This is a genomic window from Aliarcobacter thereius LMG 24486 (assembly GCF_004214815.1).
Classification (GTDB): domain Bacteria; phylum Campylobacterota; class Campylobacteria; order Campylobacterales; family Arcobacteraceae; genus Aliarcobacter; species Aliarcobacter thereius.
In genome coordinates, this window is sequence record NZ_CP035926.1 from 1,508,372 (window position 1) to 1,535,359 (window position 26,988).

At 26.5% G+C, this 26,988-nt stretch carries 19 protein-coding genes; 1 reads left to right on the forward strand and 18 read right to left on the reverse strand.

The window, feature by feature from the left end:
- Positions 1–145: 145 nt before the first annotated feature.
- The 10 genes from ATH_RS07850 to amrA all read right to left on the reverse strand — a co-directional run bounded on the left by ATH_RS07850 (position 146) and on the right by amrA (position 12,117).
- Entirely contained in the window at positions 146–1,324 is a 1,179-nt protein-coding gene (locus ATH_RS07850) for a cation:proton antiporter (protein ID WP_066181317.1), read from the reverse strand.
- Between the two features lie 5 nt (positions 1,325–1,329).
- Complete coding sequence (locus ATH_RS07855; RefSeq protein ID WP_066185667.1) at positions 1,330–3,381, reverse strand: ATP-dependent helicase; 2,052 nt, start codon at positions 3,379–3,381, stop codon at positions 1,330–1,332.
- Positions 3,382–3,646: 265 nt separating this feature from the next.
- Entirely contained in the window at positions 3,647–4,870 is a 1,224-nt protein-coding gene (locus tag ATH_RS07860; RefSeq protein ID WP_066181311.1) for an NnrS family protein, read from the reverse strand.
- A 117-nt stretch (positions 4,871–4,987) separates the two neighbouring features.
- Positions 4,988–5,527 (reverse strand): thiol peroxidase Prx-SUH, encoded by a 540-nt coding sequence (prx-suh, locus tag ATH_RS07865; RefSeq protein ID WP_066181307.1) that lies wholly within the window; start codon positions 5,525–5,527, stop codon positions 4,988–4,990.
- Between the two features lie 76 nt (positions 5,528–5,603).
- On the reverse strand, positions 5,604–6,437 hold the full coding sequence (locus ATH_RS07870; RefSeq protein ID WP_066185670.1) for a CvfB family protein: 834 nt from the start codon (positions 6,435–6,437) through the stop codon (positions 5,604–5,606).
- A gap of 18 nt (positions 6,438–6,455) precedes the next feature.
- A complete protein-coding gene (locus ATH_RS07875) occupies positions 6,456–7,250 on the reverse strand; it encodes a metal ABC transporter permease (protein ID WP_066181302.1) in 795 nt (264 codons plus the stop codon).
- A 9-nt stretch (positions 7,251–7,259) separates the two neighbouring features.
- On the reverse strand, positions 7,260–7,994 hold the full coding sequence (locus ATH_RS07880; protein WP_066181299.1) for a metal ABC transporter ATP-binding protein: 735 nt from the start codon (positions 7,992–7,994) through the stop codon (positions 7,260–7,262).
- 93 nt (positions 7,995–8,087) lie between these two features.
- Positions 8,088–10,661: a methyl-accepting chemotaxis protein gene (locus tag ATH_RS07885; RefSeq protein WP_066185675.1), complete on the reverse strand. Its 2,574-nt coding sequence runs from the start codon at positions 10,659–10,661 to the stop codon at positions 8,088–8,090.
- Positions 10,662–10,795: 134 nt separating this feature from the next.
- Entirely contained in the window at positions 10,796–11,578 is a 783-nt protein-coding gene (gene amrB / locus ATH_RS07890; protein WP_066185678.1) for an AmmeMemoRadiSam system protein B, read from the reverse strand.
- On the reverse strand, positions 11,575–12,117 hold the full coding sequence (gene amrA / locus ATH_RS07895; protein WP_066181292.1) for an AmmeMemoRadiSam system protein A: 543 nt from the start codon (positions 12,115–12,117) through the stop codon (positions 11,575–11,577). Before amrA ends, amrB begins: the two co-directional genes overlap by 4 nt.
- 128 nt (positions 12,118–12,245) lie before the next feature.
- On the opposite strand from amrA, the gene cobA reads away from it, so the two are divergent.
- Positions 12,246–12,977, forward strand: a complete 732-nt coding sequence (cobA, locus tag ATH_RS07900; RefSeq protein WP_066246269.1) for a uroporphyrinogen-III C-methyltransferase — start codon at positions 12,246–12,248, stop codon at positions 12,975–12,977.
- Here the strand turns inward: cobA and ATH_RS07905 are convergent.
- From ATH_RS07905 to groES, 8 genes are all read right to left on the reverse strand, one after another.
- Complete coding sequence (locus ATH_RS07905) at positions 12,972–14,156, reverse strand: restriction endonuclease subunit S (RefSeq protein ID WP_066390136.1); 1,185 nt, start codon at positions 14,154–14,156, stop codon at positions 12,972–12,974. The two genes, cobA and ATH_RS07905, sit on opposite strands and share 6 nt — an antisense overlap.
- Entirely contained in the window at positions 14,149–15,636 is a 1,488-nt protein-coding gene (locus ATH_RS07910; protein WP_066390134.1) for a class I SAM-dependent DNA methyltransferase, read from the reverse strand. The genes ATH_RS07905 and ATH_RS07910 overlap by 8 nt, the downstream gene beginning before the upstream one ends.
- Positions 15,637–15,885: 249 nt before the next feature.
- On the reverse strand, positions 15,886–16,953 hold the full coding sequence (locus ATH_RS07915; RefSeq protein WP_066185695.1) for a Fic family protein: 1,068 nt from the start codon (positions 16,951–16,953) through the stop codon (positions 15,886–15,888).
- Positions 16,950–21,641, reverse strand: coding sequence for an AVAST type 4 anti-phage nuclease Avs4 (avs4, locus tag ATH_RS07920; protein WP_083202012.1), 4,692 nt, complete (start codon positions 21,639–21,641; stop codon positions 16,950–16,952). The genes ATH_RS07915 and avs4 overlap by 4 nt, the downstream gene beginning before the upstream one ends.
- Entirely contained in the window at positions 21,642–22,454 is an 813-nt protein-coding gene (locus ATH_RS07925) for a KilA-N domain-containing protein (RefSeq protein WP_066181282.1), read from the reverse strand.
- 25 nt (positions 22,455–22,479) lie between these two features.
- On the reverse strand, positions 22,480–24,864 hold the full coding sequence (gene hsdR / locus ATH_RS07930; protein WP_066390131.1) for an EcoAI/FtnUII family type I restriction enzme subunit R: 2,385 nt from the start codon (positions 24,862–24,864) through the stop codon (positions 22,480–22,482).
- A gap of 122 nt (positions 24,865–24,986) precedes the next feature.
- Positions 24,987–26,618 carry a chaperonin GroEL gene (gene groL / locus ATH_RS07935; RefSeq protein WP_066181277.1) on the reverse strand — a complete coding sequence of 544 codons (1,632 nt, stop codon included), beginning with the start codon at positions 26,616–26,618 and terminating at the stop codon, positions 24,987–24,989.
- A 96-nt stretch (positions 26,619–26,714) separates the two neighbouring features.
- Positions 26,715–26,972: a co-chaperone GroES gene (groES, locus tag ATH_RS07940; protein ID WP_066181275.1), complete on the reverse strand. Its 258-nt coding sequence runs from the start codon at positions 26,970–26,972 to the stop codon at positions 26,715–26,717.
- Between the last annotated feature and the right edge of the window lie 16 nt (positions 26,973–26,988).

Consider the following 26,988-nt stretch of genomic DNA (forward strand, 5'->3'; position numbering starts at 1 on the left):
ATTTCATAAGTTAAAATTAAACTTAAATTATTAACTTTAGTTATAGAAATAATTCTTATAGTTACCATAAAATAGCATTTGTGTAGCATTAGTAAGATGTGTTATCTATAGAATATACATCTTACTTTATAATTTATAAAATAGTTTAAGTGTTTTTTTCACTTTCAGGAGTATCTAGTTTAAACAATTTATATAATTTTCTCAATACAATCATTATAATTAGAGCATTTAACATACTTGCTATGATAAAGGCAAAATATTGTTCTTGAGTAATTAATTTAAAATTATATGAAATCATGGCAATTGCCACTAAAAATGTAAGAGGCATTGAATCACTCAATGCGAAAAGTGCAGTATATTTTGCTTTTAAGTAGTTATAAAAAACCAAATAAGAACTTATAAATCTAATTATAACCATAGCAATCATTATAAATAATGCATGTTTTAAAATATCAAGAGTAATCATATCAAGTTTTACTGTTGAACCTGTATATATAAAAAATATTGGTGCAAAAAACCCAAAACCAAAAGACTCTATTTTATGTAATAAAATCTCTTTTTTATTAAAAAACATTTTAAAGAATAATCCACCTGCAAAAGCTCCTAAAACAACATCTATTCTTAAAATCAACATAATTGATACTAAAATTAAAAGCAAAGATATTGAAAATCTTATATCTTGATCTAGTTTATCATCTTTTTCATCTGGTATTAAATATTTTTTAACTTCAGGAAACCACCAAAATAGCATATATGAAAATCTAAGTAAAATAATTGACACAACAACAACACTGATTATTAGTACTATTGATATAAAAAAATCTTTTGTAAATCCATACTCAGTATATCCACTAAAAAGTGCAAGAGCTAAAATACTAACAAACTCTCCAACCACTCCAATAGAAAGAGCCAAGTTTAACCAAGGTTCATCTTTACCATACTCTTTTATAAGCATCATTAAAATACCTAAAGAAAAAATAGGAAAAGCCACAAAATATGTTAATCCTAAATCAAAAAACCAACATACAAAACCTGAAATTGCATATAAAGATATAAAATAAAATATTACATTTAAAGTCATAGTAGCTTTTATAACTTTTACAAGTTTTAAATTTATCTCTAATCCAGCTAGAAACATCAAATATACAAAACCAAATTTTGCCACAAGCTGTAGTGTTTCATCATCATAAATAAGCCCAAAATATCCACATAGTAAACCTAAACTTATTTCAACAACAACTATTGGTGTTTTTAATATTTTTGAAATAAGAGGAGATGTCATTATTATTGTACAAATTGTAATAACTAATATAATCTTTTCCATATATTCTAGATATCCTCACTATCTGTTTTTTTCTCTACGAGTCCTGCTTCTTTTAAAAATAAACTTGGCACAAAACTCATTTTCTTTATTCTGTCATATTTTGCATAAGATAAATATAAAATATCTTTTGCTCTTGTTACAGCAACATAAAATAGCCTTCTTTCCTCTTCTATACTTCCACCTTTGCTCATTAGCTTTCTATTTGGAAATCTTCCATCCATTAAATCAATTATATATACTTCTTTAAATTCCAAACCTTTACTTGCATGAATTGATAATAAATTTACTCCATCACCTTCACTTAACTCACTTCCACCCAAAATCATAGCATTTAGGAATCTATATAGTTCATTATAGTTTCTTGATAGGTTTCTTAAAATCTCAACTTTTTGATTTAATTTTGCAACAGATTTAAACTTCAAAATTTCATTTACAGTTCCATCTTTTTGTGTTGCTCTTTTTATACTTAAATGCTCTTTTAATTTTGAGTAAACCAATGAAGTCCCAATATTTACTATCATATTTGTAGGATTTTTTACTCTTTTTAACTGTTTTAATAAAAGATAGAAATCATAAATATATTTTGCACCATCAACTGATAATTTTGGATGTTTTAAAATAGGATTTGCAAAAAATGCTTCATCAAAACTACAATCTTTAAATTTTGCAATACTTCCAAGCTCTATAAAATCATCAAATAAACCTAATTGATAAGAACTCTTTTTTGTTTCAAAAGGATTATTAATACTTTTTAATGGTTCAAGTAAACCTTTTACAGCATCTTTTTCTCCAAGTTTCATTAAAGCATCAAAGATATCTTTTGCAACTGCTTTCCCAATACCTTTTCCATACTCTAAAATATGAATAAATGCCATCATATCACTTGAATTTACTTGTAAAGTCAAAACATCTAAAATATATTTTACTTCAACTGAATCAAAAAAACTCATCCCACCTTTTCTTTTTGCAGGAATTCCAAGTTCTCTTAAGTTTGCTTCAATACCATCTGCACTTGAATTATTTCTATATATTATTGCAATATCACTGTATGGAGTTGAAGTTTTTGATATAAGACTTGAGATATACTCATATTGTAAAAAGAGTTCTTCAAAAACGAGAAGTTTTGGTTGATAAATATTCTCTTGTCTTACAACATCAAGCTTCTTTGGATAAATTCTATCATTGTGTTCAATCACTTTTGTTGCTAAATCTAAGATTGGTTTTGTAGATCTATAATTCTTTTTTAAAGTAAAAACTTTTGCATTCTCATATTTTTCACTAAAACTAGAGATAATTTTAATATCTGAACCATTAAAAGCATAAATACTTTGATCATAATCTCCCACACAAAATAGAGATTTTGATTTAAAAGAGTCAAGTAATCGTCCTTGTAATGGATTTGTATCTTGATATTCATCTACTAGAATTTCTTTAAATTCAAAGTAATTATCTTTTAATACTTCAAGCATTGTAGTTAATAAATCATCAAAATTTACATATCCAAACTCTTTTTTTAAACTGTTAAATTCATCAATTACATCTTCATATATCAAAGTATATAGTTCATGTGCTGGATTCTTATCTTTTATCCATGTAATAAAGTCTTCATTATTGTTTGCATTTAAATAAAGTGAATATAAATCATATAAATATCCACCATCATAAGGATTTGTACCATCCTCTCTTTGAGTAAAAACTCTTTTTTCATAAATTGATTTAAATAGAGTTTTAAGTTCATTTGGTTGTTTTAAAGTTATATTTATCTCTAATTCTTTAAGTAGTTTAAATGATATTGAGTGAAAAGTTCCAGCTTTTATCTCTTTTGCTATATCTTCTGAAAATATTTTTGCAACTCTATTTACCATCTCTAAAGCTGCTTTATTTGTAAAAGTTAAAAGTAAAATTTCACTTGGTTTTACACCATTATTTATCAAATGCGAAATTCTTCCAACTATTGTAGATGTTTTTCCTGTTCCTGCACTTGCAATTACAAGATTATTTCCATATTCGCAAATTGCTGCTTCTTTTTGTTCTATGTTAAGTGTTGATAATGGCATATGTAGCTTAGAATTGATTTTGTTTATTAAGTTTTGTCATTGTGGAATATTAGCATAAAAGATTTAAGCTAGATTGAAATAGTTTTGAAAAAAAAGCAAAAAAAAAGACCGCCTAGGGGAAGCGGTCTTTTCTACACAAGGAAACATAAAAAAATTATCTATTTAAGAAACTTATCTTAAAATACTATAAATAAGTCTGTTTTTAACTTACTTACGGTGAAAGTATAATATATAAAAGTTAATAGAAGATTAATCTATACTTAAACTATATACTCCATTTACTTTTTTTCTCAATTTTCTTTTCTGGTTCAATTAAAATTACTATATATTTTAAACTCCATACAAGTAATAAAACTATAAATATTATAGTACTTAATTCAATGAAAACCGTATAGCTTAATCCAAAATCCATACTAATTGAAGAAAAAATTCTAAGCAAAACGAAAATTTGTAAAAATATAAAAATTAATTTTGCAAAAAGTTTTGTCTCAATTTTTCTTCCAGAATGTCCTAAAATAACTCTTGTTCCAAATCCTATTAAAACCGTTACAAAATATCCTAGAGCTAAAGTATGTATTACAATCTTTTCAAAATATATATTTGGGTAAATATATGCAAAAATTGACTCTATAATTGATATGAAAAATGCTATAACAATCCAATATATTCCTAAATGCAATATCCAAACTATTGCTGGTGTTTTAAATGTAGGAAGCTTCCATTTATATAGTTCTATTAGTAGAAATAAAAAAATTGGAATATCTATAAATAGATTTAATTTTGCATCTTCAAAACTTAAAATGATAACTTTTATAAGAAGTAATATAAAAAAAATATTTAATAAATAGTGACTTTTGTTTATTTGATAATCAGGAACCATAACTCTTGTAAAAAAAGGAATCATTCTTTGTGAAATAGTAAAAACTATCATAAATAAAAATAGATAAAATCCACTATTTATTGAAATTTTTAATAACTCATATGAATAATTTGTAACTATATTTGAGAAAATATATATAAAATGAGATATTAATCCAGTAAAAAATGAGATAAGTATCCATTTTGTATCATTTTTATCTGGCATTGTACTTTTTTTATGAATTTTATATAAAAGCACAAAACTTAAAATTTGGGCAAAAAGCATTAGTATTTGAAAATATATTATAAGTTTTGAATAGAATATTATTGATAGAAAAAATCCTAAACTAGCTATAAAATATAGATAAAATTGTTTCATATATTCCTTAGATTCTATCTCTGCTTGCATTAAAAATTTTGGGAAAACTACAAATAAAAATCCTAAGAAAAACTGTATAAATACTATAAAAATAAGTGCATATGCATGATATGTATATAAACTTGAATCAATATTTATATATGAGCCAAAAGCAAGTCCAAATAAAGCCATAAATAGAATAAAAAAAACTATTCCATTTGTAAAAAATGGCTGATGTGGTTGAGAACAAAATTTTTTGTACCATGAAATCATAATAAATTCTCCAATTATTGAAATTTGTTTAGAATAATAGCTAGTTTAAAAAGATTTTGAGTTGATTTTAATTAAGAGTTAAAAGTAAGAAAAATAAATTTCTTACTTTTAGATTTTTTAGTGACAAGAACCACAACAAGAAGTTGTTGTAGCTTCTTTTGCAGCTTCTAAAACTTCAGCATAGTTTGGTTCACTTGTTATTTCTGGAACAATTTGTTTGTATGTAATTTTTCCAGAAGCATTTATTATAAATATTGCTCTTGCACTTAATCCTGCTAATGGACCATTTGCTTGTAATACTCCATAAGATTTTGAAAATGCTTTTGCTCTAAAATCTGATGCAACTTTTAAATTTTCTATTCCTTCAGTTGTACAAAATCTTTTCATTGCAAATGGTAAATCCATAGAAACAATAATCAACTCTGCATTTGAAATTTTAGATGCTTCTTCATTAAATCTTCTAGCTTCTGCTGCACAAACTCCTGTATCTAAAGAAGGAACTGCAATAATAATTTGAGCTTTTCCTTGTTGTCCACCAATAGTAACATCACTTAAATCAGCTCCAACTGCACTTACAACAGGAGCTAAATCTCCAACTTTTACTTCTGTTCCACTTAAATTTACTTCTAATTCACCTTTAAATTTTACTGTTGCCATTTTATATCCTTTATATTGTATTTAAATAAAATATTCAAACAAAATTATATTCATTTAGGATAAACTTTATCTTAATTTATATCAAGCTAATTTTATCTTCTTCAAGTTTGATTTTTTTCTCTTCTAAAAGCTTTGTTAAAGTAGCTTTAAAAGCCTTTTTACTCATAGCAAAAACATCTTTTATATCATTTGCATCACTTTTATATGTAAAGTTTATAACTCCACCATTTTCTTTTAAAATATCTAAAACTTTATCTTCATCAACTTTTTGCCCTATTTTTTGTAAGCTAATATCCAATTTTCCATCTTCTCTTAAATTTTTTATATAAGCTCTTTTTTTATCACCTATTTTAATATTTTCAAAAATTTCAGAGTGAAAAATCATACCTTCATAAAGATTATCTACAATTACTTTATATCCAAGTGGAGTTTTTGAATATAAAATTATTTCTACCTCATCACCTTGCTTTAAACCTTTTACTTCACTATTTAAAATATATTTCTCACTTGCAATTAATCTATTTGTTCTATCATCAAATTGCATTTGTAATACTTTATAAGCTCCTACAAAAAAGCTTCCTTTTTGTCTATTTTTTGGAACAAGTAAATCTTTTGCTAATCCAATATCAACAAAATATCCAAACTTTGCACTATCAACTATTTTTAAACTAGCAAACTCATTTAGATATATATATGGTTTTAATGTTGTTGCAACAAGTCTATCTTCACTATCTGTATAAATAAAAACATCTATTAAACTGTCTATATTCATCTCTTTTTTTACATAAGCATTTGGAAGTAAAACTTCTGTTTCATCTGCACTTATTAGATAAATTCCAGGTTCACTTACTCTATTTACTTTTAGAGTATTTACAATACCTTGAACTATTTTTTCATTTAATTTTTTCATTAGTTTTTCCGTCTTTTTTTATTTTTTCAAAATTTTTACAATTGCTAAAGCAACAACACTTATCATAACAATACTTGCACCTGAACTTATATCATATAAATATGATATTGCTAATCCACTTAAAGTAAATATTGTAGCTAAAACTGAGCTAAGAATCATCATAGTTGATAATTTATTAGAAAAAGCTTCGGCAAGATATGTAGGAATTGTAAGAAGTGCAATAACTAATATTAATCCTACTGCTTTTATTGCTGCAACTACACAAAGAGCTGATAATATAAGTATTAATGTATAGAAAAACTTAACATTTATTCCTCTTAAATATGCAAACTCACTATCATATGAAACTGCTAAAATCTCTTTATAAAATATTGCAATAATAGCAATAATAAAAATATCAAGTGCTATCATATAGTATAAATCACTTAATGAAACTGCAATAATACTTCCAAATAGATAACTCATCAAATCAACATTATATCCAGGAGTTAAATCAATAAACACTATTCCTATTGCCATTCCACTTGCCCACATCATTCCAATAATTGCATCAACTCTACTTCTATTTTTTAAAGTTATTATTGCAATTAAGATTGCTGTTAATATAGCAAAAACTGTTGCTCCAAACAAAACAGGTATTCCTAAAAATATAGCTATTCCTATTCCTCCATAAGCACTATGTGCTATTCCTCCTGTTAAAAAAGTAATTTTATTTACAACAACCAAACTTCCAATAACACCAGCAGCAATTGAGATTAAAACTCCTGCAATTATTGCATTTTGTATAAAATCATATTGTAATATCTCTAACATCTTTTTACCTTAATGATTACAACACATTTGTGTTTTTCCAAGAGCTGATAAAAGCTCAACTTCACATAGATGATCATCATTTAAAGTAACATTTTTTTGAAGCTCTTCTAAACTATGATAAACCAAACTTTTATTTATATGTGCAACATCTTTTGCATAATTTAAGAGAATCGACAAATCATGACTTACAACAACTATACATATTGTTTTATTTAAATCTTTTAAAAGTTCATATATCTCTTGTTGCCCTTTTACATCAATACTTGCTGTTGGTTCATCCAAAAGCATAATTTTTGGTTTTGAACAAAGTGCTCTTGCTATAAAAACTCTTTGTCTTTGTCCACCACTTAAATCTCCTATTTTTGAGTTTATATGATTTAACATTCCAACTTGTTCTAATGATTTTTTTGCACAAGATATTGACTCTTTTGAGTATCCAAATAATCTTTTTTTAGATGAATTATGTCCCATTAATACAATCTCTAAAGCTGTAATAGGAAAATCCATATTTAAATTTGTATTTTGTGGAACATATCCTATCTCATCTGTTTTTATATTTTTTTCTATTCTTCCTGAATAATTTGTTAGAAGTCCTAAAATAAGTTTTAAAAGAGTGGATTTCCCTCCACCATTTGGACCAATAATTGCTAAAAAATCATCATCTCTTATCTTTAAATTTATATTTTCCAAAACATCTGTTTTTTGATATTTGAAAAATAAATTTTCTATATTTATTAAATTCACATAAAACCTTTATTTGCAACTGTGTTGCAATATTATCAAAATATGAATTAATCTTTTCAGATTTTTTATATTTAATAAATTAAAATCCTCATCTTATTCTTGTTTATTACTCTTTTTCATCTTCTTTGCAACTTTATTATATATTTTATCTATCTTTGATTTTGATGTGATTTGTAATAGTTCATCAGATAAATTTGATACTTCATTTGATAAAGAATCAATTTTTAAAGCTGTTTTTGCATTTACTTGTGTTGTTAAATCAAGATTTGAAACAGTTGTATTTATCTGAGAAATTGCTATTTCTTGTTCTTTACTAAATTTTGCAATATTATCTATAATATCTTTTGTTTCTGAGATTTTTAAATCTAAGTTTTCATAACCTTTTATCATCTCATCTGCAATATTTTTACCATCTCCAGCTTCTATATTTGCACTTTCTACTAAGTCTTTTATCTCTTTTGCAGCATCTGCACTTTTTGTTGCAAGATTTCTTACTTCTTGAGCAACAACTGCAAATCCTTTTCCAGCTTCTCCTGCTGTTGCTGCTTCTACTGCTGCATTTAAACTTAAGATATTTGTTTGAAATGCTATTTGATCTATAACTGTAATTGCTTCATTTATTGCATTTACTTTTTTACTTATTTCATCCATTGATATAAAAGTTTGTTGTGCTGAGCTATTCCCTACTTTTGAAGCACTATTTAACTCATCTGAAATCTCTTTCATCTGATTCATATTTGCATTGTTCTTAATTAAATTTTGAGTAATTTGCTCCAATGAACTTGAAGTTTGTTGTAAAGATGAAGCTTGATTTGATGAAGATATTGCAAGTTCATTTGATGAATTTGCTAAAATTTTAGTACTTTCTTCAAGATTATTTCCTGCACTATTTATCATAGCTATTAAAGAAGATGTAGTTTCTCCTAAAAATGATGTTGATTTATATAAAACTCCAAAATCTCCTTGCATATTTGCAATATCTTCATCTTCAAGTTTAAATTTATAATTTCCTTCACTATAATTATTTAATAAATGATTCACACTATCAAGCTTTGTTCTTGTACTTTCAAGCATTTTATTAATAATATTTACCAAAGATTGAAGCTCTTTTGTAGATGATTTTATATCTATTGAATGCTCAAAGAAACCTTTATTTACATTCTCCATAATTTTTGTAATTTCAACAATTACTTGCTTATCATTATTACTAATCTTCTCTATTTTTAAAACTTGTTCATTCATATTCTTTGTCATCAAAGCAAACTCATCTTTACCTTCGAGTTTATTTAGCTTTATTTCATCTTTCTCTTTCATAGAAAATGAGAAAAATTGATGAAGATTATTTTCAAATTTCTTAATAGATTTTGTTACATTATTTGTCATAATCATTATTACTAAAAATATAATTAGAATCAATGCAATAATTGAAACAAGAAAAACTACAATTTGAGTATCAAGCTCTTTTACATTATTATTTATATATATAAGAGTATCTTTTAATATCTTATCTTTTATCTCTTCAAAAACCAATATTTTTTCATTTGAATTATCTGTCCATTTTCTAAGATCAGCTCCATAAATATTCTTTGATAAAAGTTCAAAAGCTCTTAAAGTTTTCTTATCAAGCTCTTTTGTATCTTCCAAAAAAGAGTTAGAAAAAACTTTTTCCATATAAATGTCTATTGCAGATTGAATATCATTTAATAGTTCTTCTTCCTCTTTTAAATATTCAAGCTTTTTATACTCTTTAATAAATCTTAAAATTCTTGTATGGTTTCTTTGTATTTGATTTAAAATATTTTCATCATTTGTTAATATAAAATCTTTATAAGAGTGAATTAATCCTCCATAACCAAAATACTCTCTCATACTATTTACAAGCTCATTTTTCTTTGCTTTTAGGAAAATAACTTCTCTTAATTTATTAATATTTTCAAAAGAAGCATTATTTGTTTTTCTAGCATAATACTCTTCTTGGTTTTTTGTTAAATTTCTTGTGAACTCCAGATTTTCAGCATCTTGGAAAGTTAGTAAAGCTATAAATTTATTATAATCTTCATTTGAAATATGTTGTTGTTTAAATATTACTTTTACCAAATTCTTCTCTTGATAAAGTTTTTCAACTAGACTTATGATTGAAATATATGTTTGAGAAGATTTTAAAAGCTCTTTACTATTTGAATATATTAGTAATTCATCAAAAAAAGAGATAAGATTTATTATTGTTTCATCATAAAAAAGCTCTAGATTTTTACTATCTATGCTTAATTTTAAGCTATCTTCTCTTTTTGTATTTAATTGCTCTAAATTACTTCTCAAAATCTCTATTTTTTCTAATAGATTATTATCATTTTTTATTAATCCAAAATTAGCTATAAATAGCTCTAAATCTTTTTGAGCATTATTACTATTTGTTATTTGATTTTCAAAAAGCTCTTTATTTGAACCATAATTATCAATATATGAAATAGCTATTTCTCGCTCTTTTTGTAAGTTTGTTAAGAATTTTTGTACTTCAACTGTAAAATTTATATAACTTGATGTTTTATTCATATCATTTACTTTTTCAAGTTTTTCAACAACTAAAATAGATGTAAACATAAAAATAGCCATCATTGGAAGAACTAAAATTAAAAATATCTTATTTCTTAATTTTAAATTTTTCATATATTTTCCTAAAATTCTAATTTCTAAGAAATATATCTTAAGTTTTTTAAAGCCTCTTTATAAATTTTAGCTTGTAACCAATATGAAATCACTATGTAATCATAGTGTAATTTCTAGCTTATTTATAAGTTATTTTAAAAAAATATAGCTGAACAATATCCTACAACTCTACTTTTATCTCCACTAATATCAGCACTTGTACAATAGTGTAAAAGTTTTGTTTGAAGATTATTTTTTATAGAGTTTAAAAGAATAGCTTCTATTCCAAATTCTCCACAAGCTTCACATTTTTGAAGAAGTTTTATATCTTTGTTTTGTATTGCATTTAAGCAATTTATATCTAATTTCATAGCATCACTTTGAGAATAAAAATGACTCAAATCACTACTAATTACAAGTAAATTTGAAGAATCTTTTAATATATAATCAAAAACTAGTTCTAAATTATTTGAAGATATATTGCTATAAATAATCTCTACAAACTCAATATTTCCAAAATAGTATTTCACAAAAGGAGCTTGAACTTCTGTTGAGTGTTCAAAAACTGACTCCTCATCAAATTTTAAGAAATCAAATTTTTCTAAAAGCTCTTTACAATACTCTAAATCTATATTTAAATTCCCAAAAGTAGTTTCATAGTTATCATATAAACTAACACTTGCTCCATCAAATAAAGCTCTATGCGAAGGTCCAACAACTACAACTCTTTTATAAAAGTTTTTACTAGCAAGTTTGAAAGCTTTATTTGCTGTAAATCCACTATAAATATATCCAGCATGTGGAACTAAAATTGCTTTTATCTTTTCATCTATTTTTTCATCATCTTTTATTTGATTAAATTTTTCAAAATATAAAAGTAAGTCATCTTTTTTATCTGGATAGAAACTTCCACTTACTACACTTTTTCTTGTACTCATTTTATAAGCTCAACTTCATATGTATAAACTTTTGGCTTAAATTTTTCATCTATTTCAAAACTTCCTTTAAAGCATAATTGTGCAAAAAAATCTTCAAACTTTGGAAGCATTTGCCAAACTTGTGGTAAAAAAGTACTTCTTCTTCCATCAAATTCTAAAATAACTCCATGAATATTTGGGATTAACTTATCTTTTAAATCATTAAAATCTTTATAATTAAGCTCTTGTGGATGAGAAAGAATCGATATTTCAATTTCACACTCTTTAAACTCTTCAATGCTTAGTTCAAAAAATCTAGGATCTTCAAAAGCTGCCATATATGAGTTTGAAATTAAATCATCTAATAAACTTTTTGTAGCAATCAAACTTCCAATACATCCTCTTAATTTTCCATACTTATTTATTGTTACAAAACTTGCTCTTTTTTCACTCAAAAATGGATATTTTTGCTTTAAAATAATTTTATCTATCTCTATATTTTTATCAAACTTTTGCAATATAGCTTTTTTTGATAATTCTAAAATTAGCTGTTTATCCATATTTTCTCCAAAATTTTATTTAAATCTTATCTAAATTATAGTTTATTTTGATTTATCATTTTAATATTTCATAAACTAATAAGTGTTATAATAAATTTTTATGAAAAATTAAAAAGGCAAAATGAGATATGAGTAAAGTTTACCTAACAGGTGCAGGTCCAGGAGATATTGAACTTCTTACACTTAAAGCTTCAAGAGTTATAAAAGAGGCTGATATAATAATTTATGATAATTTAGTAAATAAAGAGATTTTAAAAATGGCAAAAAAAGATGCTATTTTGAAGTTTGTTGGAAAAGAGTTTGGGAAACACTTAATTCCACAAGATGAGATAAATGAAATTATCTATCAAGCATCTTTAAAATATAAAAATGTTGTAAGATTAAAAGGTGGAGATCCTTTTGTTTTTGGAAGAGGTGGAGAAGAAGCACTTTATTTAAGAAAAAAAGATATAGCTTTTGAGATAATTCCAGGTATTACTTCAAGTATTAGTGTTCCAGCATATGCTGGAATTCCTGTAACTCAAAGAGGAATTTCTTGCTCTTTTAAAGTAGTAACTGGACATGAATCAGCTGAAAAACCTTGTTCACAAATAAACTGGAAAAGCTTTTTAGAAGATGAAACAATAGTTTTTTTGATGGGATTACATAATTTATCATTAATTTGTGAGAATTTAATAAATGCAGGTAAAAACAAAAATACACCTTGTGCTGTAATATCAAAAGGAACTACAAAAGAGCAAAAAGTTGTGATATCTACTTTGGAAAATATATATGAAAAAGCAAAAGATTTACCAACTCCTGCAATAATTGTTGTAGGAGAAGTTGTAAATCTTAGAGAAGATTTGAATTGGTTTTTATAACTCACCTTTAAATGCTTTGTCTAAAATAGAGGCTTTTAGCTCTTTTAGGCTTTGCATTTTCTCTTTTTGGATTTGTTTTATTTTTTCCATTTTATTTGAAATTTCATCTAGATATAAAACTACTTTTTTTTGGGTTTTTAGGGGTGGAAGAGGAATATCTAAATTTCTAAATGTTTTCATATTAGTTCTTGGCATTTTTGCACCCATAGAATCATTATTTAAAAAATTTACAATATTTGAACTTCTTAAATATGAAGCTAAAAAATATTTATCTAATTTGTCTTTTGGTTTTAATACAACTAATTCGGTTGTTGCACAACCTTCTAAATTTGGAACAATAACTTTGTTTAAATAGGGTCTTAATTTTGAATATAAAACTACATTATCATCAAAGCTTACTGCTGTTCCTTTTACTCCTGATTCATTAACTGTTTTATAATTTAGTATTTTCCCTGTTTGAGTTTCAATATCTTCTAAAGAAAAATAAATTAAATTTGGATATTCTAAAGTTGAAATATTTTTTCCACCAAAAATTGCAATTTCATTTAATTGTTTTTTTTCATACTTCTCTTCAAACTCAGCAAAAATATCATTTAAAACACTTGCCATAAAAATATCTGCTTCATCAATATTTTTTTGATGCAAAGTTATAGCTTTATCTATTTTGGCAAATAAAATATCCAACTTTGCCACAATTCTTTTTTGTTCTTCAAGTTGTGGAAGAGGAAACCATTGCTCTTTCAATTTTGTAAGATTTATATTATTTTGTGCAACTCCAACAGATATTTTTTGAATTTCATTTGTAATAAACTTTAAACCATAGTACATATAAAATAAATCTACATTTTGATTTGGTTGAATACCACTAATTGCTTGATTTGTTGTAGCTTCAATATCTAATATTCCTATTTTTCCTATTGTTGCAAATATTGTATAAAGAATTGTTCCTTTTGAAAATAATTTAGCTGATGAATTATTTAATCCACTTTTATTGATAAATTCTTTAGTTTTATATACATACATATTATCTGTAATATCTGAAATTTTAACCCATGGAATATCTCCATTTTCCCAATAGGTTTTATTATTTCTTGAAGGAGTACCACCACTTTGAAATTTAGCCAATTCTCCTAATTTTTTCCACTCCCACCCATCAGGTAAAGTATATAATTCACTCATTTATATCTTTCCCAATCAAAATTTCTTCAACCTCATCTAACAAATCATTTATCAAAGCGTTGTTTAGTTTTATATTTTCCACAAGTTCTATTGGGCTTTTGTGCTCTATTTTCTCATTTTTATTTGGATTTTTGGCACTTAAGTCAAAATCTTTTATATCATTTACATTTACTATCCAAGAATTTTCTGTGATTTTTCTATCTTTCCAAGACTCTAAAAACTCAGAAAAATGCTCTAAAACAATTGGCTTATTTTTTGTAAGCTTATATGGTGGATTTACCTCATAGTAGTAAATATCTGCTGTACTTCCAGCTCTATCAAAGAAAACAACATTTGTTTTAACTGCACTATAAGGCAAAAAAACTCCACTAGGAAGAGATAAAATAGTGTGTATATTAAACTTCTCTAGCAACTCTTTTTTCACACTTGCAAAGGCATTGTTTGTTTGAAACAAAACACCTTCTGGAATTACAACTCCACATCTACCACCAAGTTTTAAGTGATTCATCATATGTTGCAAAAAGAGCAACTCTGTTGCATTTGATTTTATTGGGAAGTTACTTTGTATTTGCTCTTTCTCTTTTCCACCAAAAGGAGGATTTGCCAAAATACAATCAAACCTATCTTTCTCTTCAAGTCCTCTAATATTTTTTGTAAGAGTGTTTGATTTACTTATATTTGGAGATTCTATTCCATGTAAAATCATATTCATAACACCCATTACATAAGATAGTGGAGTTTTCTCATTTCCAAAAAATGTATCTTCATTTAAAAATTTTAGTTGGTCTGTTGATAACTCTCTTTGCTTGTTAGCTTCTACATCTATGTATCTTATATGATTATAAGCTTCAATCAAAAATCCACAACTCCCAACTGCTGGGTCATAAATAGTTTGCCCAATTGTAGGGTTTACAACATCTGTGATTACTTTTATAAGAGGTCTTGGAGTATAAAATTCCCCACTATTTCCACCATCACTTCCCATATCTTTTAGAAGTTTTTCATAAATAATTGATAGTTGAAAAAGGTCTGATTGGCTGTGAAAATCCATATTATCAATAATATCAAGGATTTCTCTAAGAGTATGACCATTTGCGATCCTATTATCCAAAAACTCAAATATTGCACCTATTTTATATTTAATAGATTTTGGATTTTCGCTTATAGATTTGAAACTTTTTAAATATGGAAATAACTCTTTATTTACAAACTCAAGTAAATCATCTCCACTTTGTGCATTTAATAGATCTATTTTTCCATCTTTTTTTGGAGCTGCCCAAATATTCCATCTATACTTCTCTTCTAAAATATATGTATAATTCTCTCCATCTAGCTGTGCATCTATGTATTTGCTATCTTCTAAATCTGATAAAAATTTTAAAAACAAAATCCAAGAGATTTGCTCTGTGTAGTGCATAGCACCACTTATTCCATCATCTCTTCTTAGGATGTCTGTTATTCTGTTTATTTTGCTTTCCAAATCTCTTTTCCTTTTTATTATTTATATTTATATTTTTATATTTATATGTAAAGTTTTTGCTCTTTTTTTTACATATCATCTACTATATGTAAAAATTTTGTGATTTTTTACTCATATCTTTGTAACTATAGGTAAATTTTGCATCTTTTTACTCATAAGTTATGTCGAAAATATTTAACTATTTCGACATATAAATTTAATATACCGAAATTTATTGATTTTTTCGGTATATTATCCAAATATATTGAATTAAATCCCTTTTTTCAACATATCAAAAAGCTCTAAATTTATAAAATACTTACTTCTCCCAATTTTTATAGGTTTTAAAATTCCTATATTTTCAAGTTCTTTCAAGTATTTAGATGCCGTATCTCTATGAAGATTTAATTTATCTATCAAAAACTCTATTTTTGTATATGGGTGCATAAAAAGTATCTCTACTAAATCTTTACTATAAATTTTTGGCAATTCTTGTGATATTTTATCTTGAGTTTTTATCATCAAATTACTAATATTATTTATAAGCTCTATTGTTTCAAGTGAAGTTTGCTCAACTGCATCTAGCATATATAAAATCCACTCTTCCCATTTATCTTGTGTTCTAACTTCTTGCAAAAGCCTATAATAATCAGCTTTGTGAGTGATGATATAACGACTTAGATAAAGCACGGGAATATCTAATAAATCTTTTAGTATCAAATACAAAATATTTATAATTCTTCCCGTTCTTCCATTTCCATCATAAAAAGGGTGGATTGATTCAAATTGATGATGAATGATTGCCATATTTACAAGTGGGTCAATATCGTTTGGCTCATTAATATAATTTTCAAGGTTTGTAAGAAGTTCTTGTATAGCTTCATAATCTTGTGGTGGAGTGTAAATCACTTCTCCTGTCAAACTATTTTTTAAATTTGTTCCTGCTTGTTTTCTAATTCCTGCATCATTTTGTTCTAAAACAGCTTGAATTTCAACAATATGTTTTTTTAAAAGTAGTTTTGTATCTTTTATAAGTGAAAAACCTCTTAGAAGTGCTTCTTTGTAGTTCTGAACTTCTTTGGCTTCATTTGTTACACTTTCAATATCAAGATTTGCTCTATATAGCTCATCGTGAGTTGTGATGATATTTTCAATAGCACTACTATCTTTTGCTTCTTGTAATACCAAAGAGTTTATTAAAATAGCACTATTTGGGATAATACGAGCCACACCATTTAAGTTTGCCAAAGTTCTATTTGCTGATATTGCTTTTTTTAGAACTTTTGTTGTTTCGATTTGATGAGATAATGGCAGAAATCTAATATTTATATTTTTCATAAAACTTTCTCTCTTAACATATATGCTACTGCAGAGCCTCTTTCAACTAAAAAGTTCAAAATAATCAAAACATCATCTTTTGTTTTTCTATCTTTTTTTATTTTTGCACTTTGAAGAAAAATATACTTTCTAATTAAATTTTCTAAATGAAATACTGTATCTTGTTCAAGTTTATCATTTGCTAAATTACTATTATTTCTAATCAAATCTGCAAGCCAACTAATTCCTTCATTTAAATATGCTGAACCAATTCCAGTTAATAATTTTGAGATGGAATAAACCACAGAAGGACAATGCACAATTTTTTTAGTGAGCTTTTTAAAAAACCTTATTTCTTTGTCTTTTAATGAGTGCCATTCTTTAGCAGTATCTTTCCAAAGTGAACCATATCGTCCCCAAGCCAATAAATAAACTTTTACTATTTTATCAACATTATGGTATTTTTCTCCATCTTTGGAAATATCTATTATGTTATTCTCAAGGAGTTCCCATATATGCCAAAAATTATCGTAGTTATTTATGTTATCTTGAGAATAAATCAACTGAGTTAGTAAACTTGTTATATCTTCCGTTGGCTTAAATGAATCAATCAATGGTTGCAGGTAAAACTGAATATCACATTTATCTGCTTTTAGTATTAAAAGTGTATAGTTGTCAATAAACTGTTGTTTTATCTCATAATCCACTTTATCATCTGCTTTATTAAAAATATTTTTGCATGATATTTCTATAATCTTTTGAGTAAACTCTTTTTTTATAGTAGATTTAAAAGTAACTATCATTTTAAAAGCAACAAAAAAAACATCTAATTCTGTTTTTTCAATTTCATTTGCAGATATTTTTAATTCATCGGAAATAAACTTTTCTACTATCTCTTCATTTGATTGAAAAAAGTTTTCAAGCAAGTCTTGTTTACTCACTCGTTTTTGTCCATAATAATTTGATTTAACCAACTCATCGTAGATAGGTTTTAAAAGTAAATATGCCACTATAAAAGAGTTACATTCACTAATAAAATATGTATTAATAGCCTCTATCGCAAAATCACAAAAATGTTTTCCACCCATCCCTATCTGATAATTATGAAAAAGATTTAACAATAAAAGTATTTTTATATCATTTTTTAGGTCTGGAAAATCACTTAGCAATATAGGTAAATATTGGATAGCCTTATCAACTCCATCTGAAACTTGATAGTGATAGTTTTCTGCTAGTGGTAAACCAGTAAATTCTAAAATTATATCTCTACAAAGTTCTTTATCTTCACTTGAAAGCAATTCAACATAATCTCTCAATAATATAATACTTACATGTGGAAAAATTTCATCTTGAAAAATAAAATCTCTTTTATCATGTGGAATAGCTATGACTTCTTTAATTTGTTCCAATGCTAAAAGAGGATTTTCCTCATAATTAGTATATTTTTTATAATCTTGATTGTTTTCTATTTTATTTACAGACCATAGATATAGTGATGTATATTTAACTTTATTATGAGAGTTTTCCTGTGCTTCTTGACTATACTTTTTAAGCTCAGGGGATAACTTTGGATTAAATGTGATTTGAACTCCTCCATCAACTTTTTCTGTTTCTATATCCATTTTTCTTTTATCCATTCTTGCTAAAGCCATTCCCCAAATTCTATCTTCTTCATATTGGCCCTCTTCATCAGGTAGTTGTTTATAGTAGTTATCTAAAATACCCCATAAAATATTTTGAATATTTTTAATTTCTTCTTCACCTACTTCACTTGTTTTAAACATCTGGTAATGTAAAAATAAATTTTCTAAATGTAAATGCCTGTGTTTGTCTTCACAAGTTTTTAATCTTTCATCTTGATAAATTTTAGTTTGCCAATTTAGTCCATATCCAATACCATACAGACTTTTAATACTTTGGTCTTGGATTTTTCTATGAAAATCAGCTTGAATAAACTCTTTAGTTTTAAAAAGTACTGTTGCCAAACTAAAAGTTATATGTGGTTTTGCTAGTACAGCACTTGTTATAACAGCAGTAATAGATGATGATTTTGACTTTGCAAGAATATTTAGCAAAATCAATTCAAAAAGTTCACTATTTATATCTGGGGCATCTGCAATTTCTAAAAGATATTTTTCAAGTGCCATATGTATCGACTGTAACAAATTTGGCATAACAGGAGAGCTATTTCCTCTGTATATATTCCATAATGCTTGACTGTGATATTGTTGTATTGTAATGTTTTCATCTATACAAACATCAACTTTTTGAATTTCTTCTTTATATTCCCATCCAGATTTAGCATAATATTCAACCGATTTATTGATAAAATCTAGAATAAAATCAATAGTAATACTAAAATGATTTTTCAAAAGAAAATATATAGGAGTTTGTAATGCACTTGAAGGAAAATATTTATTTTCATATTTAGTTGAAAGATTGAAAGCATCTTCTACTTCTACTCTATCGTAAGAAGAAAATATTCCATCTTTTTTAACTTTTCTAGATGTCTTTGTCCAAAATAAATCTGCTAATTTTAATACTTTTTCAGGTAGATTTTTAGATATTAAAAGACCATCCCAATTTGATAAAACCATTTTTGAGAGTTCATAATAATTGTCACTATGATTTTTTAACTTTTGCTCAACTATCTCATCAAATATAGTAGATAACTCATCTTTGATTTCAGATGAACCACTGGAAATAACTTTACAAATAGTTTTGATAGATTCTTTATAACTGTATTTATGTTCTTGTTGATTTATTAAATCATAATATTTTAAAACTATCAAAGAAGCTTTTTGTGTAGTTTCCCCATCTTTGATTGCATTGTTCCAATCATACAAAACAGGTAATATAATATTTATTTTAAAAAGTCCTATGCTTTGTATATTATCATAGATAAAAGCAATAAAACTTTTCCAACCATTACCTTTTGGCTTAGTAAAAATATATTTCGCTTCTTTTATTTGTTGATTTTTCAATCCAAGACTTTCCCAAAAGCTATTATCAACTTCTTTACAAGCTAGTCTCAATAAAAAAGATATTCGGCTCAATAGTTCATAATCATTGTCTAAAATCTCTCTTTTAAAGTTCTTAAAAAAAGTATCTGAATATTCAGATAATAATATTGATATAAATATTTCATCTTTCCAAAATATTTCTATATCCACACTATCTATGATTTCTTCAATGAAAGTTTTAATATTTTCATCATTAAGAAGTAGTTTTTCGGATACCCAACTTCTAAAAGCTCTTCGTATAGGTAAAGAGCTTCCAATTTTTTCAAAAAAACTTTTTATATCAACTTTATTCTTGAATTCTTTATTTACGATTTTTTCTAATGCCCATTCTTCATAAATATCATGAGTTATAAAATAACCTAAACTTTTTTCATAACCTAAAATTCCTTTTTTTTGCAATTGCTTTAAGCTATCGTTAGCACAATCAATATCCACATAAAATTGCCCTTCATTAGCTATTTTAAAAGCAAGTTCAAAAAAGCATTTTTCCATATCTGGCGTACTTATATTTTGATTCCACAATTTATTCTTAAATTCTTGATATTTGATTTCATCATTTGAATAATTTGCTAAATACTCATTTAAATAGAATGGATTTTTTATCAAATCCAATAATTTTTTATCTTGAGGTAAATTAAATTTATAGTTAATGGATAGTATATTTAGTTCTTCAGTATTTAAGTTTTCAATATTTACAGTAAATGGAATAATTTCAAGTTGAGAAAAATGATAATATAAATCATTCAAATAAGTATGTCGAGTAGTAAAAATTACTTTCCATTTATGTTCAATTAATGTTTGGAAAAACTCTTTAAACGGTTCATTATTGTTTAAATCTAATATTTTTTCAGCTGAGTCGACTATAATAATTTTTTCTTGGTCTTGTTCGTGTATATCAATGAATTTTTTAAAACTGTATTGAGCAAATAAATTATCAATTTGATTAGTTTCAAACTCACTCGCTTTAAAAAGATAAAAAGGCATATCATTTTTAATATCTTCATAAAGTTTTTTTATAATAGCTGTCTTTCCAGTTCCACCAGTTCCACTTAAAATTAATGCTTGATTAGATATTAGTTGATTTTTTAGCTCGTTGATTTCTTTTGTTTTATCAATTTCAATAATTTTTGAATTGAAATTAATTTGTGTGTGAATATTATTTAACACCGTTTCTGTATGGGTTTGCTTTTCATTAACTAAATCATAAATACTTGCATCAGTATAAAAGTGTTTCATTAGCTCTTGATTTGAAGCTACATCAGGTGATAAAAAATAAGTCTCATTAGTACGCCAGTCAATTGTTATATTATATTCTTTTGCTTTTACTTCTATATCAATTTTTACTTGTGAATCATTATTATTTTTACCTTGACTCCAATCTTGATTTGTGTAAAATTTCAATTCACATGGTGTTGTATAATTTTTTTTGATATTGTCAAGCATTTCAAGAATATCTTTTTTATGGCTACTAAGCGATGTATCATAGAATTTGCATTGAGCAACTATTGTTTTACCATTTACTTCAATAGGATTCCATTCAATACCTGATTGATTTTTATAACGAAATATACCTTGAGGCTTACTATACTCAATACAAAAAAGCAAATAACAAAAATATTCAAAATAGTATGTTGGACTATCATTAAATTTAGATTTAAATTGTTCCCAGTTCGGCTTAATAATCATTTATAATGTTCCCTTTGTTTCCAACTCTTTAACATCCCCAGCACTCAAAATCCTCATTTGACTAATAGCAATTTTATTAAGTTTTTCTATTCTTTGGCTTTTTGAAAATCCTTCATTTATCAAATGTGCATTTAAAGATTCCATATTTGCAAGACACACAAGCTGATTTACATCTGCTTCATCTCTTATATTACCTTTCTTATCTTTATTTTGCTCTCTCCACTCTTTGGCTGTTTGACCAAACAAAGCTACATTTAAAATATCTGCTTCATTTGCATAAACAAAATTTATTTGTTGAGGAGTTAGTTCTTTTGGGATAAGATTTTCTTTGATGGCATCAGTGTGTATTTTGTAGTTTAATTTTGTAAGATTTCTTCTTATATCCCAACCAAGGTGTTTGAACTCTTCATCTTTAAGTCTTTGAAACTCTTTGATAAGATAGATTTTAAACTCTGCACTTATCCACATCCCAAATTCAAAAGCAATATCTTTATGAGCATAAGTTCCACCATATCGACCAGTTTTAGCAACAAGTCCTATAGCATTTGTTTTTTCTCTCCACTCTTTTACACTTAATTTATAACTATTAAGTCCTGCTTGAGATTTAATTATGGCGAATTCGCCATAATTAAAATTTGGGTTATGAATCTTCTCCCAAATTCCAAGATATTCGATAGTATTCCTATTTCTAAGCCAATCTGAAATAAAAAAATCTCCATCTTTTGCTTTGAGCATATCTTTAAGAGAGATATAATCTTCATTTTCTACTGTTAAAATAGTAATTTCTTTTTCTTGAACTATTATCTTTGCCATTAGTTTTTTCCTCTCATACTTCTACTCATCTATAAATCTCTTTTTGAAGCTCAAAATACTCATCTCTTATTTTAAAATCACCAAATGAAGCCATAAGTTCTCTTCTATCAAATCCACTTTGCTCTATTAGTGTTGAGAGTTTATTTTCTTCTAGCTCTTTGAAGCCATATTTTCTATATTTATCTAAAATAAACTCTATAAAATCTTTTGCTTTTTCATTTTGATATTTCTCTATAAATTTTGAGTTTAAAGCAGCTATTGCTCTTTCATCTCTTGTTTTTATATTATGATTAAAAGATAAATGAGCCAAAACATCATAAATATCACTATTTTTTGCTTCAAAAATATCTTTTAAATCTTCAAGCTGAGACTCATCTATATTCATATCTTTTAGTTTCTCTAAAAGCTCTTTTCTATTTTTTGGATTACTCCAAATATCTCTTAGAGTTTGCTCATCATTGTAAAATCTTCCTAAAACACCTATTAAAAGCTCAAGATATTCAGAACTTCTTAAAGGCTTTCCATCTACTCCTACATAAGTTGTCTCTATGTTTATTACTTTTAGTTTTTTACCTTTTATATCTATGATTACTTGCTCTTTTTTTACTTTTTCCTCTTTTGTTTTTGCTTCAAATTCATCATCACTCAAAAAGTCTTCTTTTTTATTTTGCTCTTTTTTTGTTTCATCTATTTTATTCTCTTCATTAATCTCATCTTCTACATCTTCTATCTTTGTTGTTTTTATATCAACACTTAAAGGGTCATCATCCCAAGCTTTATCATAAAAGAGATTTGTAGCTCCTACAAAATCTATAATAGTGAAGAAATCTTTTCCTTCATAAGTTCTTGTTCCTCTTCCTATTATCTGTTTAAACTCAGTCATAGAAGCAATTGGTGCAGTTAAAACAACATTTCGTACATTTTTTGCATCAACTCCAGTTGTTAGCATTTTTGAACTTGTAAGAATAGTTGGAATATCCAAATCATTATTTTGAAACTTCTCCAAAAATTCTCTTCCAATCTCGCCCTCATCACTTGTAACTCTTACACAATAGTTGCTATCTTTTATAGTTTTATATCTATCTATTGCTACTTTCATATCCATTGCATGTTTTTGATTTACACAAAAAATAATTGTTTTATCAAAAGGATTTATATTTTCTAAAATTGTTTTAGCTATTAGCCTTGTTCTTTTTGGAATAATCACACTTTTTTCAAACTCTTGAAGAGTTACTATATTTTTATCCAACTCACCTGTGATTATGTCATCAGGGTTGAAGTGATACTCATCTATATTTGTTTGAATTCTCTTTACTTTATATGGAGTTAAAAATCCATCATTTATTCCATCTTTTAAAGAGTATTCATAAACTGGCTCTCCAAAGTATTTGTAAGTATCGCCGTTGTCATCTCTTTTTGGAGTTGCTGTAAGTCCCAAATGAGTAGCATGTGAGAAATGATTTAAAATATCCCTCCAAGAGCTAGTATCATTTGCACTACCTCTATGACACTCATCTATGATAACTAGGTCAAAAAAGTTTGATGGATACTGTTTATAGTAAGCTATTACATCATCTTCATTCTCTTCTTCACTATTTTCAATAATTCTATTTTTATTCTCAGCAATAGATTGATAAATAGCAAAAAATACATTTCCATTTGTAGGAACTTTTCCACCTCTTCTTTTTATATCTTTTCCATTTATATCCACCAAATCCTTTTCCATAGGATTAAACTCATTCATAGCTTGAGATTTTAAAACATTTCTATCTGCAAGAATCAAGATTTTTGGTCTTCTATTTGTTTTATCTTTATTCCATTTTGCTTGAAACAATCTATATACGATTTGAAAAGCTATATATGTTTTTCCTGTTCCAGTTGCAAGAGTTAAAAGAACTCTATTTTTATCATTTGCTATTGTTTCAACTGCTTTTTGAACTGCGATTTGTTGATAAAATCTTGGTTTTTTATTCCCTTCAAAATAAAAATTTTGAGTAATTACTCTCTCTTCTTGCTCTTTTAATTTTCCAAATTTTCTATAAAAAAGCTCTTCTGGAGTTGGATAATCTTCTATAAACTCTCCTTTTCCAGAAAGAAGTGAGTGTTCATAAATTTTATCTCCATTTGTAGAGTAAACAAAATCAATTTTTAGTTTTTGTGCATAGTTTATGCTTTGTTGAAGTCCGTCAAGGGGATCTTTGTTTTGAGCTTTTGCTTCAATAATTGCTAGATTTGTATTTTTATAAACCAAAAGATAATCTACAAAATATCTTTTCCCTCTTTTTCCACCTATTAATTTTCTACCATCTGTAAAATAGTATTCTCTAACTATATTTGAAGATTTCCAATTTGAAGTTTCAAGTTTTGGATCTATTAAATTTGCACGAGTATCAGATTCACTATAAGCCATATTTTCCCTATGTTTAAAAAATGCTAGATTATATCAAATCATAAGTTAAATAGTTTTTTTAAAAAATAAGCAAAAAAAAAGAGAGTGAAAACTCACTCTCTTTTAAAAAGTTTTAAATGATTTTACATCATTCCTGGCATTCCGCCCATTCCACTCATATCTGGCATAGCAGGTGCTTTATCCTCTTTTATCTCTGTAACAGTTGCTTCTGTTGTAAGTAGTAAAGAAGCTACTGAAACAGCATTTTGCATAGCAACTCTTTCTACTTTAGCAGGATCCACAATTCCAGCTTCAAACATATCAACATATTCTCCACTTGATGCATCAAATCCTAAGTTTTCATTTGAAGATTTTTCAACTTCATTTGCAACAACACCAGCATCATATCCAGCATTTGTAGCAATTTGTTTTAATGGTGCTTTAATAGCTCTTAAAACTATATTTGCTCCAATTAGTTCATCATCTTTTAAATTTAATTTAACTTTTGCAGCTGATCTAATTAAAGCAGCTCCACCACCAATTACAATTCCTTCTTCCACTGCAGCTCTTGTTGCACTTAATGCATCATCAACTCTATCTTTTTTCTCTTTCATTTCAGTTTCTGTTGCAGCTCCAACTTTAATAACAGCAACTCCACCACTAAGTTTTGCAAGTCTTTCTTGAAGTTTTTCTCTATCATAATCACTTGTAGTATTTGAAATTTCAGCTTTTATTTGATTTACTCTTCCTAAAACTGCATCTTTACTTCCATTTCCATCAACAATTGTTGTATTGTCTTTATCAATAACAATTTTTGAAGCAACACCTAGTGCACTTAAATCAGTAGTTTCAAGTTTCATTCCCATCTCTTCAGAAATAACTGTTCCACCTGTTAATACAGCGATATCTTCAAGCATAGCTTTTCTTCTATCTCCAAATCCAGGAGCTTTAACAGCAGCAATTTGTAATGCACCTCTTAATCTATTTACAACTAATGTTGCAAGAGCTTCTCCATCTACATCTTCAGCAATAATAAGAAGTGGACGACCAGCTTTATTTACACCTTCAAGAATTGGTAAAAGCTCTTTTAATGAAGAGATTTTTTTATCATAAAGTAGAATAAATGGATTATCAAATTCTGTTGTCATTTTTTCTGGATTTGTCACAAAATATGGACTTAAATATCCTCTATCAAACTGCATTCCTTCTACAACATCAAGTTCATCTGAAATACCTTTTGCTTCTTCAACAGTAATAACACCATCTTTTCCAACTTTTTCCATAGCTTCAGCAATCATTTTTCCAATAGCACTATCTGAGTTTGCAGAAATTGTTGCAACTTGCTCTATCTCAGTTTTGTTTTCAACAACTCTTGAAGATTTTTTTAATTCAACTAAAATAGCCTCACAAGCTTTATCCATTCCTCTTTTTAAAGATATTGGATTTGCACCTGCTGTTACATTTCTAAGACCTTCTTTAAATATTGAGTGAGCTAAAACTGTTGCTGTTGTTGTACCATCTCCAGCTTCATCTGCTGTTTTACTTGCAACTTCTTTTACAAGTTGAGCACCCATATTTTCTAAAGTATCAGCAAGTTCAATCTCTCTTGCTACACTTACTCCATCTTTTGTGATTGTTGGAGCACCAAAAGATTTTTGAAGTAAAACATTTCTTCCTCTTGGTCCCATTGTTACTTTAACTGCATCTGCCAACTTTTCAACACCTGCAAAAAGTCTATTTCTTGCACTATCACTAAATATAATCTCTTTTGCCATATCATCTTTCCTTTTTTATTAATCTCTGTTTTTATTTAAATTCTATTTTAAGATAGTTTTACATAAATGTATAAATTGCTAAAGCAATCTATCTAATTACATAACTCCTAAAATATTTTCAACATTTAATACAAGGTAATCATTACCATCAATTTTTATCTCTGTTCCTCTATATTGTTCAAATATAATAGTATCTCCAACTTTTATATCTTCAACTTTATTTCCAATTGCAAGAACTTTTGCACTTGCTGGTTTCTCTTTTGCATTATCTGGAATTATAATTCCACTTGCAGTTTTATTCTCAATTTCAGTTCTCTCAACAAGAACTCTTTCACCTAGTGGTTTAAAATTCATTTTCTTTCCTTTTTAT

Excerpts from the sequence above, each read along its gene's own strand:
- ATH_RS07850 (WP_066181317.1), bottom strand. The coding sequence starts at position 1,324 with ATGGAAAAGATTATATTAGTTATTACAATTTGTACAATAATAATGACA.
- ATH_RS07855 (WP_066185667.1), bottom strand. The coding sequence starts at position 3,381 with ATGCCATTATCAACACTTAACATAGAACAAAAAGAAGCAGCAATTTGC.
- ATH_RS07860 (WP_066181311.1), bottom strand. The coding sequence starts at position 4,870 with ATGATTTCATGGTACAAAAAATTTTGTTCTCAACCACATCAGCCATTT.
- prx-suh (WP_066181307.1), bottom strand. The coding sequence starts at position 5,527 with ATGGCAACAGTAAAATTTAAAGGTGAATTAGAAGTAAATTTAAGTGGA.
- ATH_RS07870 (WP_066185670.1), bottom strand. The coding sequence starts at position 6,437 with ATGAAAAAATTAAATGAAAAAATAGTTCAAGGTATTGTAAATACTCTA.
- ATH_RS07875 (WP_066181302.1), bottom strand. The coding sequence starts at position 7,250 with ATGTTAGAGATATTACAATATGATTTTATACAAAATGCAATAATTGCA.
- ATH_RS07885 (WP_066185675.1), bottom strand. The coding sequence starts at position 10,661 with ATGAAAAATTTAAAATTAAGAAATAAGATATTTTTAATTTTAGTTCTT.
- amrB (WP_066185678.1), bottom strand. The coding sequence starts at position 11,578 with ATGAGTACAAGAAAAAGTGTAGTAAGTGGAAGTTTCTATCCAGATAAA.
- amrA (WP_066181292.1), bottom strand. The coding sequence starts at position 12,117 with ATGGATAAACAGCTAATTTTAGAATTATCAAAAAAAGCTATATTGCAA.
- cobA (WP_066246269.1), top strand. The coding sequence starts at position 12,246 with ATGAGTAAAGTTTACCTAACAGGTGCAGGTCCAGGAGATATTGAACTT.
- ATH_RS07905 (WP_066390136.1), bottom strand. The coding sequence starts at position 14,156 with ATGAGTGAATTATATACTTTACCTGATGGGTGGGAGTGGAAAAAATTA.
- ATH_RS07915 (WP_066185695.1), bottom strand. The coding sequence starts at position 16,953 with ATGAAAAATATAAATATTAGATTTCTGCCATTATCTCATCAAATCGAA.
- avs4 (WP_083202012.1), bottom strand. The coding sequence starts at position 21,641 with ATGATTATTAAGCCGAACTGGGAACAATTTAAATCTAAATTTAATGAT.
- ATH_RS07925 (WP_066181282.1), bottom strand. The coding sequence starts at position 22,454 with ATGGCAAAGATAATAGTTCAAGAAAAAGAAATTACTATTTTAACAGTA.
- hsdR (WP_066390131.1), bottom strand. The coding sequence starts at position 24,864 with ATGGCTTATAGTGAATCTGATACTCGTGCAAATTTAATAGATCCAAAA.
- groL (WP_066181277.1), bottom strand. The coding sequence starts at position 26,618 with ATGGCAAAAGAGATTATATTTAGTGATAGTGCAAGAAATAGACTTTTT.
- groES (WP_066181275.1), bottom strand. The coding sequence starts at position 26,972 with ATGAATTTTAAACCACTAGGTGAAAGAGTTCTTGTTGAGAGAACTGAA.